Source organism: Pseudonocardia sp. Ae717_Ps2 (genome assembly GCF_001932475.1).
In the GTDB taxonomy this organism is placed as follows: domain Bacteria; phylum Actinomycetota; class Actinomycetes; order Mycobacteriales; family Pseudonocardiaceae; genus Pseudonocardia.
In genome coordinates, this window is record NZ_MCIS01000001.1 from 5,184,266 (window position 1) to 5,198,644 (window position 14,379).

The 14,379-nt window shown below is 75.1% G+C and carries 14 protein-coding genes; 6 read left to right on the top strand and 8 right to left on the bottom strand.

Annotated features, from left to right (window positions below; genetic code table 11):
• The first annotated feature begins 14 nt into the window (after positions 1 to 14).
• Entirely contained in the window at positions 15 to 917 is a 903-nt protein-coding gene (locus Ae717Ps2_RS23795; protein WP_075333918.1) for a 1,4-dihydroxy-2-naphthoyl-CoA synthase, read from the top strand.
• A 4-nt stretch (positions 918 to 921) separates the two neighbouring features.
• Here Ae717Ps2_RS23795 and Ae717Ps2_RS23800 read toward each other — a convergent pair whose 3' ends face one another.
• Positions 922 to 1,203: a hypothetical protein gene (locus Ae717Ps2_RS23800; protein ID WP_075310014.1), complete on the bottom strand. Its 282-nt coding sequence runs from the start codon at positions 1,201 to 1,203 to the stop codon at positions 922 to 924.
• 176 nt (positions 1,204 to 1,379) lie between these two features.
• Here Ae717Ps2_RS23800 and menE point away from each other — a divergent pair, with 176 nt between their 5' ends.
• From menE to Ae717Ps2_RS23815, 3 genes are all read left to right on the top strand, one after another.
• The gene (gene menE, locus Ae717Ps2_RS23805; RefSeq protein WP_170917009.1) at positions 1,380 to 2,603 is read left to right on the top strand and encodes an o-succinylbenzoate--CoA ligase; all 1,224 of its coding nucleotides are present in this window, start codon (positions 1,380 to 1,382) and stop codon (positions 2,601 to 2,603) included.
• A gap of 226 nt (positions 2,604 to 2,829) precedes the next feature.
• Positions 2,830 to 4,584, top strand: a complete 1,755-nt coding sequence (locus Ae717Ps2_RS23810) for a hypothetical protein (RefSeq protein ID WP_075333919.1) — start codon at positions 2,830 to 2,832, stop codon at positions 4,582 to 4,584.
• A 135-nt stretch (positions 4,585 to 4,719) separates the two neighbouring features.
• The gene (locus tag Ae717Ps2_RS23815; RefSeq protein ID WP_075310008.1) at positions 4,720 to 5,592 is read left to right on the top strand and encodes a 1,4-dihydroxy-2-naphthoate polyprenyltransferase; all 873 of its coding nucleotides are present in this window, start codon (positions 4,720 to 4,722) and stop codon (positions 5,590 to 5,592) included.
• A gap of 163 nt (positions 5,593 to 5,755) precedes the next feature.
• On the opposite strand, the gene Ae717Ps2_RS23820 is transcribed toward Ae717Ps2_RS23815, so the two are convergent.
• Positions 5,756 to 6,283, bottom strand: a complete 528-nt coding sequence (locus Ae717Ps2_RS23820) for a DUF4229 domain-containing protein (protein WP_075310006.1) — start codon at positions 6,281 to 6,283, stop codon at positions 5,756 to 5,758.
• A 300-nt stretch (positions 6,284 to 6,583) separates the two neighbouring features.
• Between Ae717Ps2_RS23820 and Ae717Ps2_RS23825 the strand changes: the two genes are divergently transcribed.
• Together Ae717Ps2_RS23825 and Ae717Ps2_RS23830 are read left to right on the top strand one after the other, a co-directional pair.
• Positions 6,584 to 6,796 carry a BldC family transcriptional regulator gene (locus tag Ae717Ps2_RS23825; protein WP_043276768.1) on the top strand — a complete coding sequence of 71 codons (213 nt, stop codon included), beginning with the start codon at positions 6,584 to 6,586 and terminating at the stop codon, positions 6,794 to 6,796.
• Positions 6,797 to 6,881: 85 nt separating this feature from the next.
• Complete coding sequence (locus tag Ae717Ps2_RS23830; RefSeq protein ID WP_020622554.1) at positions 6,882 to 7,115, top strand: hypothetical protein; 234 nt, start codon at positions 6,882 to 6,884, stop codon at positions 7,113 to 7,115.
• 129 nt (positions 7,116 to 7,244) lie between these two features.
• Here Ae717Ps2_RS23830 and Ae717Ps2_RS38415 read toward each other — a convergent pair whose 3' ends face one another.
• From Ae717Ps2_RS38415 to Ae717Ps2_RS23860, 6 genes are all read right to left on the bottom strand, one after another.
• A complete protein-coding gene (locus Ae717Ps2_RS38415; protein WP_075334363.1) occupies positions 7,245 to 8,684 on the bottom strand; it encodes a MinD/ParA family protein in 1,440 nt (479 codons plus the stop codon).
• Between the two features lie 868 nt (positions 8,685 to 9,552).
• Positions 9,553 to 10,509: a c-type cytochrome biogenesis protein CcsB gene (gene ccsB, locus Ae717Ps2_RS23840; RefSeq protein ID WP_020625495.1), complete on the bottom strand. Its 957-nt coding sequence runs from the start codon at positions 10,507 to 10,509 to the stop codon at positions 9,553 to 9,555.
• A 6-nt stretch (positions 10,510 to 10,515) separates the two neighbouring features.
• Complete coding sequence (locus Ae717Ps2_RS23845) at positions 10,516 to 12,162, bottom strand: cytochrome c biogenesis protein ResB (RefSeq protein ID WP_075310002.1); 1,647 nt, start codon at positions 12,160 to 12,162, stop codon at positions 10,516 to 10,518.
• Positions 12,162 to 13,025: a cytochrome c biogenesis CcdA family protein gene (locus tag Ae717Ps2_RS23850; protein ID WP_075310000.1), complete on the bottom strand. Its 864-nt coding sequence runs from the start codon at positions 13,023 to 13,025 to the stop codon at positions 12,162 to 12,164. Before Ae717Ps2_RS23850 ends, Ae717Ps2_RS23845 begins: the two co-directional genes overlap by 1 nt.
• A gap of 96 nt (positions 13,026 to 13,121) precedes the next feature.
• Positions 13,122 to 13,721 carry a TlpA disulfide reductase family protein gene (locus Ae717Ps2_RS23855; protein ID WP_075309998.1) on the bottom strand — a complete coding sequence of 200 codons (600 nt, stop codon included), beginning with the start codon at positions 13,719 to 13,721 and terminating at the stop codon, positions 13,122 to 13,124.
• Positions 13,718 to 14,377 (bottom strand): histidine phosphatase family protein, encoded by a 660-nt coding sequence (locus Ae717Ps2_RS23860; protein ID WP_075309996.1) that lies wholly within the window; start codon positions 14,375 to 14,377, stop codon positions 13,718 to 13,720. The genes Ae717Ps2_RS23855 and Ae717Ps2_RS23860 overlap by 4 nt, the downstream gene beginning before the upstream one ends.
• Positions 14,378 to 14,379: the final 2 nt, after the last annotated feature.

Consider the following 14,379-nt stretch of genomic DNA (forward strand, 5'->3'; position numbering starts at 1 on the left):
CTTACAGTGCGGCCATGACCGTCTCCGAGACCTTCGATCCGGACGCGTGGACGCCGGTCGACGGGTTCGACTTCCGCGACATCACCTACCACCGCGCCCGGGGCACCGGCGCGGTCCGGATCGCGTTCGACCGCCCCGAGGTCCTCAACGCCTTCCGGCCGGGCACCGTCGACGAGCTGTACCGCGCCCTGGAGCACGCCCGGACCAGCTCCGACGTCGGCGCGGTCCTGCTGACCGGCAACGGCCCCTCCCCCAAGGACGGCAAGCGCGCCTTCTGCTCCGGCGGCGACCAGCGCATCCGTGGCCGCACCGGCTACCAGTACGCCTCCGGGGACACCGCGGACACCGTCGAGCAGGGTCGGGCGGGGCGGCTGCACATCCTGGAGTGCCAGCGGCTGATCCGCTTCATGCCCAAGGTCGTCATCGCCGTGGTCAACGGCTGGGCCGCCGGGGGCGGGCACTCGCTGCACGCCGTCGCCGACCTCACGATCGCCTCCCGCGAGCACGCCCGCTTCAAGCAGACCGACGCCGACGTCGGCTCCTTCGACGGCGGCTACGGCTCGGCCTACCTCGCCCGCCAGGTCGGCCAGAAGTTCGCCCGGGAGATCTTCTTCCTCGGCCGGACCTACAGCGCCGAGCAGATGCACCACATGGGCGCGGTCAACGCCGTGGTCGACCACGCCGAGCTGGAGACCGAGGCCCTGCAGTGGGCCCGGGAGATCAACGGCAAGTCGCCGCAGGCCCAGCGGATGCTGAAGTACGCGTTCAACCTCGCCGACGACGGCCTGGTCGGCCAGCAGCTCTTCGCCGGCGAGGCGACCCGGCTGGCCTACATGACCGACGAGGCGGTGGAGGGCCGGGACTCGTTCCTGGAGAAGCGCGACCCGGACTGGTCGCCCTTCCCCTGGCACTACTAGGTCCTCACTCCGCGGTCGGGCGCGGCCGGGGCACGGGGACCGGCCGCGCCGCGGCGCCCCGCGGGCCGCTCTGCTGCGGGACCGCGACCGCCGGGTGCTGCGGCACCGGGGCCGGGGCGGGGGCCGGCACCGGGGCCGGAGCGCCGACCGGGCCGGACGGCAGCTCGAAGGCCAGTGCCGCGAGTTCACCGGCGTCCGCACGGTGCCCGGAGCCGGCGGGCCGACGGCAGCGCAGCGAGCGCGGGCTCCCGGTCGGGGACGCGTCGGCGGAGGCGGTGTACGGCATGGTGAGCTCCTTCGAACCCGTGACCGGCGGGCGGGTGCGCCGCCGCTCTCACCCCCTGAGTCGGGCGGGAGGCCGTCCGCGTTGCACGTGCCCTACACCGTTCCCCGAATCTGATGAAAGAGGCCGTTCGGACGCTGCTTCCGGTTGCGTGCGTCACGGCAGACAGGGTTGACAGCATGACTGTGCGCGCACTTCCGGTGGACGGCTCCGCGGAGTCGGTGACCCGGCTGGCCGCCGCGCTGCGGGCCGCCCTCCACGGCACGGGGCCCGCGGTGCTGCCCGTGCGATCCGGGCCCGGTCCGGATGTGGGCGCCGGGCAGGCCGACATTGGGCACGCCGCCGCGCTGCCGGGGCCGGTGGCGCGGGCAGCAGCCGCCGGGGAGCTGCCCGACGGGCTGGTCGCCGTCGTCGCCACGTCGGGATCGACCGGGGAGCCCAAGTACGTCGCGCTCACCGCGGACGCGCTGCGGGCCTCGGCCGCGGCAACGCACGCCCGTCTCGGCGGCCCGGGGTCGTGGCTGCTCACGCTGCCCGCCGAGCACGTCGCCGGGGTCCAGGTGGTGCTGCGGGCCCTGCTCGCGGACACGGCCTGTGTGGTCCAGGACGTCCGCGACGGCTTCCGGCCCGACGGCCTGGCCCGTGCGACCGGGCGGATGGCGCACGGCACCCGGCGCTACACCAGCCTCGTCCCGACCCAGCTGGCACGGGTCCTCGACCACGGCGCCGCCCCGCTGTACGCCCTGGCCGGGTACGACGCCGTGCTCGTCGGCGGGGCGGCGCTGGACCCGCGGCTGCGCGAGCGCGCGCTCGCCGCGGGGGTGCGGGTGGTCACCACCTACGGGATGAGCGAGACCTGCGGCGGCTGCGTCTACGACGGCGTCTCGCTCGACGGCGTCGAGGTCACCCTCGACCCGGCCGACGGTCGGGTGGTGCTGGGCGGGCCGGTCGTCGCCGGCGGGTACCTGGGGGCACCGGAGGCGACCGCGGAGGCCTTCGTGTCCGACGGAGGCGTCCGCCGGTTCCGGACGGGGGACCTCGGCGCGCTCGCGCCGGACGGGACGCTGACCGTCCTGGGCCGGGCCGACGACGTCGTCAACACCGGGGGCGAGAAGGTCGCGCCGGCCGCGGTGGAGCGGGCGCTCCTGGCGGTCGACGGCGTCCGCGCGGCGTGTGTCGTCGGCCTTCCCGACGACGAGTGGGGTCAGATCGTGGCCGCACTCGTGGTGCCCGCCGCGGCCGCCCCGGACGATCACGCCCTGCGCGCCGCGGTCCGCGCGGCCTGCGGTCGTGCCGCCGTACCGCGGCTGCTGCTGCGGGCCGACACCGTGCCCGAGCGCGGGATCGGCAAGCCCGACCGCACCGCCGTCGCGGATCTCCTGATGCGGGCACGCTCCGCCTGACCGCTCACCCAGCGGAGTTGTCGGTCACGTTCAGCAGTGGGATCGCGCCGTTGCGTCACGGTCTCCACCACCCGATCCGCGTACACACCTTGGAGTTGGTTCACACAGAGTGCGTTGCGTGCGCCCGTGAAATCGAGTGTGCTACGACCACTGGCGACTCAGAACCCACACCCATCACAGGGTTCCCCGTCGTCACACGAGTCACAGCTATCAGCGGGGGTTGTCCATGCGCAGCATCACGCGGGCCGGGCTGCGGGCCATCGGTCTGCTCGCCGCGACCGGCGCGCTCTGTGCCGCCGCCACGGTCCCGGCGATGGCCGACGAGCCGGGCACGACGTGGCAGCCGGAGCTGAGCGAGGGCACCGGCAACGGTGTCGTCGTCTCGCCCGACGGGGCCCGGTTCGACCGGTCGACGGCCTTCGGGGCCCCGGCGGACGAGGGGGACACGGAGTCCTCCGCGGACCCGGCCGAGGTCGTCCCCACCGGGCTGCTGACCCTCGCTCCGCACACCCTGGACACCCCGACCCGCGAGGTCGACTCCCGGCTGGTCGCGGACACCCCTCACGGTTCGACGGCGTCGGTCGACGTCCGGGGCAAGCGGGCAGGCGGCGGCTGGACCGAGTGGATCCCCGCCGAGGGCTCCCGCACCGAGCTGCCGGAGGCCGTCACCGAGGTGCAGGGACGCCTGGTCCTCACCGCCACCGGCGCGGCCGATCCGACCGTCCGGGAGGTCACCCTCACCGCGACGCCGAGCGCCGGCGCCGAGGGCGAGCCGCTCACCGAGGCCGCTCCGCGCAGCTACTCGGTGTTCGCGACCCGCGAGGGGCTCGTCGGCGGCACCACCGCGAACGGCCACAAGATCGTCAACCGGGACCGCTTCGTCGCGCTGCCGTCGCGTCGGGCGCTCTCGGCCAACGGCAAGACCGACTACTCGGTGAAGGTCTGCGCCCCCAACGGCCGCTGCGCGATCGCCCCGGTGTGGGACATCGGCCCGTGGAACACCAAGGACGACTACTGGAACCCGTCGAACGAGCGCCAGATGTGGAAGGACCTGCCCCAGGGCGTGCCGCAGGCCGCGGCCGCGCGCAACGGGCACAACGGCGGCAAGGACCAGTTCGGCCGCAAGGTCGCCAACCCGGCGAGCATCGACCTGGGCGACGGCATCTTCTGGGACGTCCTGGGACTGAAGGACAACTCGCAGGTCCAGGTCGACTACCTGTGGACCGGGTCGCAGCGGCTGTCCGCGATCCGCACCGAGGGCGCCCCGGACGTGCAGATCCTCGCCCGGCCCGAGACCGGCGCGGAGTCGGTCGGGATCGCCGTCGACGCCACCGAGGTGCCGGTGCAGTGCACCTCCGGCGCGTTCGTCCGGATCGGCGACGGCCAGTACCTCCCGACGACGGCGTTCGCCGGGCTGCCGGGCGACGTCCCGGCCTGCGACGCCCCGGCCGCGCCCACTCCGTCCGACGCCTCTGCCGCCGGGCCCACGCCCGCTGCGCCGTCCGCGCCCGGCGCCTCGGCTGCGCCTGGTGGGTCTGCTGCGCCCGCCGCGTCGGGTGGTTCCACTTCTCCCGCCGCGTCCGGCGGCACCGCTGCTCCCGCGGCGTCCGGCGGCACCGCCGCTCAGGCGGCCGCCGGCTCCGCTGCTCCGGCGGCGCCCGCCGGGCCCGCGGCCTCCCCCGCGCCCGGCGGGTCCGCGACCTCCCCGGCACCCGGCGGGTCCGCCGGGGCAGCCGGCTCACCGGCTCCGGCCGCTCCCTCCGCCCCGGCAGGCGCCGCACCGGCCTCCCCCGCACCGTCGCCCTCCGGGGCGGACCGGCCGGGCACCGGGGCTCCGGCCGCCGGCGGGTCCACGGCGGGCACCCCCTCGCCCGGGCCCACCCCCACGCCAGCGCCCACGAGCGACGTCCCCGACGGCGCCAGCCAGGCCGCCCGCGTGATGCCCGGCTCGGCCCAACGGGCGCCCTCCGGCACCCCCTGACCTCCCGGGTCCGCAGCCACCCCCCTGGGCCGGTCCTCACACCCGTTGCAACGGGTGTGAGGACCGGCCCAGGGGTGTGGCTGTGAGGTGGGACGGTTCCGGCGGGACGGCGGCGCGGCGGGATAGGTTTCCGGGGTGGCCACCACGGCAGAGTGGGTCGAGGGCGCGCGGCCGCGCACCCTTCCCACCGCGATCTCCCCCGTCCTCGTCGGGACCGGCGCCGCGCTCGGCGCGGGCGCCGTCGCTCCCGGCTCCGCACTGCTCGCCCTCCTGGTGGCGGTCGCGCTGGTGATCGGGGTGAACTTCGCCAACGACTACTCCGACGGCATCCGCGGCACCGACGACGAGCGCGTCGGCCCCCAGCGCCTGGTCGGCTCCCGGGCCGCCGACCCGGCCACCGTGAAGACCGCGGCGTTCGCCTGCTTCGGGATCGCGGCCGTCGCCGGTCTGGTGCTCACGGCGGTCTCGGGCCAGTGGTGGCTGCTGCTCGTCGGGGCCCTGTGCATCGTCGGGGCCTGGTACTACACCGGCGGATCGCGGCCCTACGGCTACGCCGGGCTCGGCGAGGTCGCGGTGTTCGTGTTCTTCGGCCCGGTCGCGGTGCTGGGAACCATGGTGACCCAGGCCGGGCGCGTCGACGCCGCCGCCGTCGGGGCCGCGGTCGGTGCCGGGCTGCTGACCTGCGCCGTGCTGGTCGCGAACAACCTGCGGGACATCCCGGGCGACCGGGTCGTCGGCAAGCGCACCCTCGCGGTGCGGCTCGGGGACCGCGGCACCCGGATGCTCTATCTCGCGCTGGTGCTGGTGCCGTTCGTCGTCGCGGTCGGTGCCGCGTTCGACCGGCCCGGCGTGCTGCTGGCGCTCCTCGCACTGCCCGCGGCCGTGCGGCCGGTGCGGATCGTGCTCGGCGGGGCACAGGGCCCCGCGCTCATCCCCGTCCTCAAGGACACCGGCCTGCTCCTGCTGGCCTGGGGCGTGGCCGTGGCGGTCGGGCTCGCGTTCGGCTGAGACCGGTCCCGGCACCGCCGGCGGATCGATCCGTCCCCGGACCGAGGCGCGCCGTCCGCACGTCGGAGTACGGCCGTCGGCCGTGCCGGGTCGATCCGTCCCGGGGGGCCCGCGGGCCCACACGCCGGAGCGCGACCGGCAGGCGGGCCGGGGCGTCCGACCGTCAGCGGGCCGGGCCGTCGGCCGCCGACGGGGCCGGGTCGGACCCGGCGGACGCCTCAGCGCCGTCAGCGCCGTCAGCGACCGACTGCGACGCGGCAGACGGGAAAGCGCCCGACGGAGACGCGGTGGACGGAGACGCGGTGGAGGGTGCTCCGGTCGCCGACGGGGACGTGTCGGCCGACGGAGAGGCCGGCTCGGCGGGTGTGACCGGGGTCGGCGGCGGGCCGACGTCGCCGCGCAGCTGGGCACGCAGCGACGCCCGCTCGGACGACCGGCGGGCCGTCGACGCGGCGATCGCCCGGTCCAGCCGCTCCCGCAGCCCGCGGAACAGCACCATCGACAGCGGCAGCGCGACGACGAGCGCCACGAGCAGCGCGACGAGCCACGGCACGCCGATCAGCGCGAGGACGACCGTCATCACGGCGAGCAGACCGAGCCGCGCGAGCGTGTAGAGCGCCACCGTGGTGGCCAGCCCGGGCTCACCGGCACGCTCCCGCGCCGCGGCCTGCGGCGGGGTCGGAGACGTCATGGCCACCAGGGTACGGGCCGGACCGGCCGGGCCGCGGCTGCCCGGTTCCGCCCGGGCCCGGCACGGACGTCCGGATCGCCGCCACCCCACCGGGTGGCGGTCCCTCCCCGGATGCCCCCGGCTGTCCGGTTCGACTCGTTCACCGGCTTTGCCCTTTAAGAACCCTTTACCCACACAACACCGTTCGAGTACCCGGGGTCTGTGGTGTCACGATGGCCCGGAAAGAGAGAGCGGTACCCGGCCGGATGCCTCCGGCGAGCACCGTGACACATACTCCACGTGCACTTCGGGAGGATCCCCATGGCAGCTCCGACTCAGGCACCCGAGCGACTTCTCACCCCGGGTGAGGTGGCCACGCTCTTCCGCGTCGACCCCAAGACCGTGACCCGCTGGGCGTCGGCCGGGCGGATCGGCTCGATCCGTACGCCGGGCGGACACCGCCGGTTCCGCGAGTCCGAGGTCCGTGGCCTGCTGGCCGACCTCACCAGCGAGGCGAACAGCGGCTTGCGCTGATCCGGACCACGCACATGGGGTGAGGGTCTCGACTTCACCCGTACGTCAGGCCACCTTCGCTAGGCTGGACAGCGGAGGTGGCCTGATGTTGTTCTTCCTGATCCTTCTCGTCGGCGCGGCCGTGGTCGCGGTGCTGCTCGTGCGGACCCTGCGGTCCGAACAGGTGGTCTCCGACCGCATCCCGCGCGCGGAGTTCCCCTGGTCATCGGGCCAGCGACCCGAGAAGCCACGGGCGACCGGCCCCGACGACGACCCCGACTTCCTGCGTGAGCTCGACGAGAAGGTCCGCAACCAGGAGGACCCGCCCGAGCGTCCCTGAGCGGGTTCGCACGGCCGGCACCTCCACCAAGACGCCTTTACCGAAGGGCGGTCCCCCTGACCGGGCGGACCGCCCTTCGGTGTCTCCGCTCACATATCGGGCGTCGCCAGGCCCGTCCGTGGCCCGGGATCAGACCGGGAAGCCGTCGGCGACGGCCGCCGCCAGCTCCAGCAACGCCGTGCGGGTCGCCTCCTCCAGGCGGTCCAGGTCGATCTCCGCGCCCTCCTCCAGGTGCGGGTCGAACGGCACCTTGACCACGGCCCGGCACCGTCCCGAGAAGTGCTCGGCGACGCGGTCGAGGTCCACCCCGCCACCGGTACCCCGCCGGTAGACGGTGTTGATGACGACGACGGCGTTGCGTACCAGCGCCCCGTAGCCGTGCGCGTCGAGCCAGTCCAGGGTCGCCGAGGCGCTGCGGGCCCCGTCGATCGAGCCCGACGACACGACGACGATCTGGTCGGCCATCCCCAGCACGCCGTACATCGCGGAGTGCATCAGGCCGGTGCCGCAGTCGGTCAGGACGAGGTTGTAGAAGTGCTCCAGCAGGTCGACCGCGCGCCGGTAGTCGTCCTCGCTGAACGCCTCCGACACCGCCGGGTCCTGCTCGCTGGCGAGCACCTCGAGCCGGGACACACCCTGTGAGGTGTAGGCCCGGACGTCGCTGTAGCGGCGGACGCGGTCGGCGTCGCGCAGCAGGTGGCGGACGGTCGCGGTGGTCTCCAACGGGATCTTCTGGCTCAGCGTCCCGCGGTCGGGGTTGGCGTCGACGGCCACCACCCGGTCGCCACGGTGCGACGCGAACGTCGCCCCGAGGGTCGCGGTGACCGTCGTCTTCCCGACCCCGCCCTTGAGACTCAGCATCGCGATCTTGTGCGAGCTGATCAGCGGGCGGTTCGCGCGGGCCACGAGGTCGCGCCGGTGCAGCTCCGCGGGGCTCTCCCCCGGGTTCACCAGGCCGCCGGTGAGCACGTAGACCCAGCGCCGCCATCCGCTCGTCGGCGGACGCCCCGCGCCGCCGTGCCCCATGCGCGACGGCGCGAGGTCCAGCCCGCCGTGCGGCTCGTCGCCGCGGCGGTGCTGCGCGGCCCGGGCCTCGATCGCCTCGGGGGCCGTCCAGCGAGGCCGCTTCACCCCCGTCTGCGGGCGGCCGCGCGGCGGGGTCAGGGTGCGCTGGGGTCCGGTCTCCGCGGACTCGTCGTCCCACGCCGCGCGCCAGGGACGGTCCGTCTGACGGGGGCGGCGGTCGTCGCGGGACCGGTCGTCACGGGACCGGTCGTCACGGGAACGATCCGTCCGTGGGGTCCCGGGCCGGGCGGGGGGCGTCGGGGCGGCTCCGGCGGGCTCCCGTGTCCCCTCGGTGGGAGCCGCGGCACCACGTCCGGGTGCTGCCGGCTCGGCGTACGGCTGATACCCGCCCCGCGCCGCGCGGCCACCGCTCTCCGTGGGGTCCGCGGGCCCCGGACCCGCAGGATCCGCGGGCGCCGGACCCGCGGGATCCGGGAGCGACCGAGCCGTGGGATCCGGGTGCGACCGCCCTGTGGGATCCGGGTGCGCCACGGCGGTGGGCACGACCGGTCCGTCGTACCCGGCGGGCGCGGAGCGGTCCGAGGAGTCGTATGCAGCGACCGAGGAGCGGTCCCGGGAGTCGGCTGCAGCAGCCGAGGAGCGGTCCGGGGAGTCCGGGTCGGCCGCCGAGGAGCGGACCGGGGAGTCGGGCGCGGCCGCCGGGGAGTCGTCCCCGGACGTCGTGGCACGGTCGCCGGCGTCGGCGGCCGTGCGCCCCCCGGACCGGTCGGCACGCCAGATGAGGTCCGCGTCGGGGTCGTCGTCGGGCACCGCGGAGGCGGGCACCGCCCACCACGGCTCGGAGTCGGTGCCCCCGGCCCGGTAGAGGCCGGTGTCGTCGGGGCCGTGGTCGTGCACGCCCGGGTCCGGGGAGGCGTCGTCGCGCCGGTGCCGGGGGTCGCCCGCGGAGGCCTGGGCGGGCTCCTCCTCGGCATCCGCGGCCGCCGAGGAGCCGGCGGGGGAGGTCGGGCGCGGGGTCTCTCGCAGGGCGGACAGGTCCATCCCGTGCGGCGGGGTGGACGGGTCGATCTCGTCGACCAGGTCGTCGTCGATCTCGGGCAGCTCGCTGCCCCACGCCGAGCCCGCCGGCGGGGTCTGCGTGCCGATGGCCGCGCGGCCCGGGGCGGGCGCCGACGCGGCGCGCTCGGCGGCCGTCGGGGTCCGCGGCGGCGTGTCACCGGGCTCGGCGGCCGGCTCCGCAGCGTCGTCACCGCCGGTCCGCCTGCGCCGTCCGAAGGACCGGCCGGGGGACTCCGTCGTGGCCCAGCGCTCCCGCACGTAGCGGCCCACCGACCCGTCGGGCTGCTCGCCGGAACCGTTCTCACTCACGGGAAACGACGGTAGCCGGGCGGAACCCGGTGGTCGAGGCGCCTCACACCCCCGCGTACGAGTGCAACCCGGCGACCACCATGTTGATGAAGAACAGGTTGAACACGATCGTGGCGAAGCCCGCCGTGTTGATCCACGCCGCGGCGCCGGAGTTCTTCCACCCCGCGGTGGCCCGGGCGTGCAGGTAGGCGGCGTAGAGCACCCAGGCGACGAAGGCGACGGTCTCCTTCGGGTCCCAGCCCCAGAACCGGCCCCAGGCCGCCTCGGCCCACACCGCGCCGGTGATGATCCCGAAGGTGTAGAGCGGGAACGCGAGCACCGTCACGCGGTACGCCAGCCGGTCGAGCGACTCCGCCGACGGCAGCTTCGCGGCCCACGACGCCGGCTTCCCGTTCCGCTTGACCAGGAACAGCAGGCTCGCCACACCGGGGACGAGCAGCAGGCCGGAGGCCAGCGTGATCGTCGTGACGTGGATGATGATCCAGTACGACTGCAGGGCCGGGACGACCGGCGCCGCGTCGAGGTAGAGCACGGTGCCGGTGACGAACATCAGCAGCACGACCGGCGTCAGCACGAACACCCCGGCCGGGCGCAGCCCCGGGTGCCGGCGCACGAGCACCAGCCACGCCCCGACGGCCATCAGGCACAGCGCCGAGGTGAACTCGTACATGTTGCCCAGCGGCCACCGGTAGGCGGCGAAGCCGCGCAGCACGATCGACCCGAGGTGGGTCAGGAACGCCAGCACCATCAGCGAGATGCCGATCCGGCCGTAGCGGTCGGCGCGGGAGCGGCGGCCGTCGTCGGAGGGGGGCTCCTCGGGCGCGGCGACCGCCGTGGACCCGGCCCCGACCGGGGCGGGCTCCGACTGCCGGGCGGAGGCCCTGGCGACGCGGCGGGCCGCGTACTCCAGCGACGCGAACACCAGCGCCAGCAGCAGCACGACGAGCGTCGCCTGGAACAGGCGGTCGCTCCACATCGCGGTGATCGGGTCGACGAGCATCTCCGGTTAACCGTCCTTCTTGTCCGTCGGGTCGAGCAGCTCGGTCGCGAGCCGGTCGAACTCCTCGCCGTAGCCTGCCCGGTCGGTCCGGGCCAGACCACCGAGGGTGATGCGCGCGCCCCCACCGTCGCGCGGGGTCACCCGCACCCAGAACCGGCGACGCGTGACCGACAGCGACAGCGCGAGGCCGCCGACCATCAGCACCGCCGCGGCCAGCACCCAGGACTGGCCGGGGTCGTGGCCCACCTGCAGGTTCACCCACGGGGTGACGCCGTCGAACCGGACGACCGTGCCGTCCGGCAGCCGGGTGGTGTCGCCGATCCCGAGCCGCGCGGTGGCGACGGAGCGCAGCTCGCCGTCGTCGATCTTGCTCTGGTCGACGCTGAAGATCGACTGGCCGCGGCCGTCGTCGATGCCGAGGTCGCCGAGGAGCACGTCGATGTCGGCGGTCGGCGACCGCAGGTCCGGGTGCACCGACACCAGCCTGCCCTCGGGGTCGACCGCGCCGGTCGGCGCGAACGTCCCGGTGACGGCGATCTGCGTGGTGCGCCGCTGCTCCGGGTCGGTGATGCCGGGGCGCTCGAACTTCGTCGCCCCCTCCGACAGCTGGGTGCCGGACTGGTCGACCGGACGCCACTGGACCTCGCCGGTGCGGCTCTGCCCGTCCGGCCAGGTCACCGTGAACTCCGGGGCGTAGCCGTATCCGGTCAGGTAGACGCGGTCGCCGTCGGTGCGCAGCGGGTGGTTGACCGCGATCTCGTAGGGACGCCAGGTGCTGACGCCGTCACGGACGTCCTGCCCGGTCTGGTACCCGACCGAGGCGCCGAAGGTCGACGGCTGGCCGTTCGGCAGCCAGGTGCCGTCGAACCGGTCGACCTTCACGCAGAAGTCGTTGAGGTCGGTGCCGTCGACGCGCAGCCCGGCGCGGAAGCTGTCGTAGCCGAGGATCGAGCTGTTGCAGAACTCGCTGCCGTCGGCGCGCACGATGACGTCGCCCTCGTAGCCGTACATCTTCCCGCCGGCCAGGCCGAGCAGGATGCCGATCAGGCTGAGGTGGAACACGAGGTTGCCGGTCTCGCGCAGGAACCCCTTCTCCGCCGAGATCGTGCGGGAGCCGTCGTCCTCGGTGCGCTCGACGGTGCGCCAGCCGCGCAGCAGCCGCCGGGCCCTGGCCAGCTCGTCGTCGACGCCGGCGGTGGTGTCGCCCTCGGCGTGGTGCGGCAGCCGCGCCAGGTTGCGCGGGGTCATCACCGGGGGCTGGCGGACCGAGCGCAGGTACTCGCCGGTGCGCGGGAACACGCAGCCGACCAGCGAGATCATCAGCAGCAGGTAGATGGCGGCGAACCACGGGCTCGCGAACACCTCGAACCCACCGACCGCGTCGATCACCGGCGCGATGGTCGGGTTGTCGCGGTAGAAGTCGTCCACGAGGAACGCGTTCAGCGAGCGCTGCGGCAGCAGGGCCCCCGGCATCGCCGCCAGCGCGAGCAGGAACAGCAGCACCAGCGCGGTGCGCATGCTGGTCAGCCCGCGCCAGGTGTTGCGCAGGAACGCCAGCGCGCGGACCAGCGGCCCGGGCCGCTGCGACGACGGCGGTCCGCCGTCCGGTGTCGACACGGACGGCTGCGGTGGGGCCTGCGGCGGGGAGCTCATCAGATCGGCGGGGTGAATCCGGCGATCGAGACCTGCAGCGCGACCAGCCACTGGGACCACAGACCGGACACCAGCAGCGCCCCGACCGCGACCAGCAGCGCTCCCCCGGCGATCTGCACCACCCGGGTGTGGCGGCGCAGCCAGCCCAGCGCGCGCACCGCCCGGGTCGCGCCCAGCGCGATCAGCACGAACGGGATCCCGAGCCCGGCGCAGTAGGCCAGGATCAGCACGATCCCGCGCACCGAGCCGCCCCCGGTGCCCGCGGCGACGGCGACGACCCCGGCCAGCGTCGGTCCGATGCAGGGCACCCAGCCCAGGCCGAAGACCGCTCCCAGCAGCGGGGCGCCCGCGAGGCCGACCCGCGGCGTCCAGTGCGAGCGGTACTCGCGCTGCAGCGCGGGGATGGCCCCGGCGAACGCCAGCCCCATCACGATCATCACGACGCCGCCGATGCGCTGCAGCAGCGCCTCGTTGTCAATGAGGACGTCGGACAGCCACACGACGCCGACCATGATCGCGCCGAACACGACGGTGAACCCGCCGACGAACAGCAGCGCGGCCCCGGCGACCCGCCAGCGGCCGTCGTCCCGGGCCGGTGCGACGGCGGCGGCCACGGCGCCGTCCTGCCCGCCGTCCCGGGGCACGGTCGCGGCCCCGCCCCGGCGGGCGGCGGCGCGGTCGCCCGCCTCGGCCGGGGTGACCGGCGGGGACTGCGCTCCGACGAGCCCGGCGAGGTAGGCGAGGTAGCCCGGGACCAGCGGGACGACGCACGGCGAGGCGAAGCTCACCAGGCCCGCGGCGACCGAGACCAGCACTGCGAGCAGCAGCGGCCCCGAGATCGCCAGCGTCGTCGTCGCGTCCATCGCATCCCAGGGTAGAAGCCCTGCTCGGGGTGCCGCGCGGCGGGTTCTACAGCGTGTAGTTCACCGCGCGGCGCGCGACCGGCCGGTCACCAGGGGTCAGCGGGACGAACCGGCCCGCGGCTCGGCGGCCAGCCGCGTGATGAGCGGCAGCAGGTCGGAGCTGCCGACCGGGACCAGGAACACCGCGGCCACCCGGGAGTCGCGGTCGAGCACGATCGTCGAGGGGACGACGTTGCGCGGGTAGCCGTCGAGCCGGGCCAGGGTGCGGCCGGGCGCGTCGTAGATCGAGTCGTAGGTGATGCCGCGGTCGGTGACGAAGTCCAGGGCGGCCTGTCGGTCGTCGCGGACGTCGATCCCGAGGACGACGGCCTTGCCCTTCGCCGCCTCGGCCACCGCCTGCAGCTCGGGGGCCTCGGTCCGGCACGGGCCGCACCAGGAACCCCAGATGTTGATGACCCGCACCGTGTCGGGGAAGTCGCCGATGCCGACCTGGGTGCCCTCCCGCAGCAGGCTCTCGCCACGCAGGTCGGTGATCGTCTGACGGCTCTCCGGCGGGTCGTAGGTGATGCGCACCTGGCCGCCCGGGGCGACGAACTGGAAGTCCTGGCCCGGTCCCCCGCCCGCGGCGTCGCGGCCCACACCGCAGCCGGCGACGAGCAGCAGCAGCCCGAGCAGGGCGGGCAGCAGGCGGCTCATGCGCCGGTCACCATCGCGCCGCTCGGGCCGGCCGGCTCGGCGTAGCGCAGCCCGGTCATCCGGGTGCCGATGAACTCGATGCTGGTCAACGAGGCGAGCGCGCACTGGCGGCGGCGCGGGTCGTGCCAGAGCCGCTGGCCCATCAGGTAGCGGCGCAGCGTCCAGATCGGCAGCTGGTGCGACACGCACACGACCTCGCGGCCGGGGGCGAGCGCCCGTGCGGCGTGCACGGCGCCGAGCATCCGGTGTGCGATCGCGATGTAGGGCTCGCCCCAGGACGGGGTGAACGGGTCGCGCAGCTGCCGCCACACCTGCGGGCGCTTGAGCGCGCCGTCGCCGACGCCGAACCGCTTGCCCTCGAAGAGGTTGCCGGACTCGATCAGTCCCTCGTCGGTGTGGATGTCGACGCCGTGGGCGTCCGCGATCGGGCGGGCGGTCTCCTGCGCGCGCTGCAGCGGCGACGCGACGACGGCCGCGACGTCGTTGCCGTCCAGGTACGCGGCGACGGTCTTGGCCTGGGCCCGGCCGTGGTCGGACAGGTGGTAGCCGGGGATGCGGCCGTAGAGGACGCCCTCGGGGTTGTGCACCTCGCCGTGGCGCAGCACGTGCACCACGGTCACCGGTCCCGACGCGGGCGGGCTGGTCCGGTCACCCATGG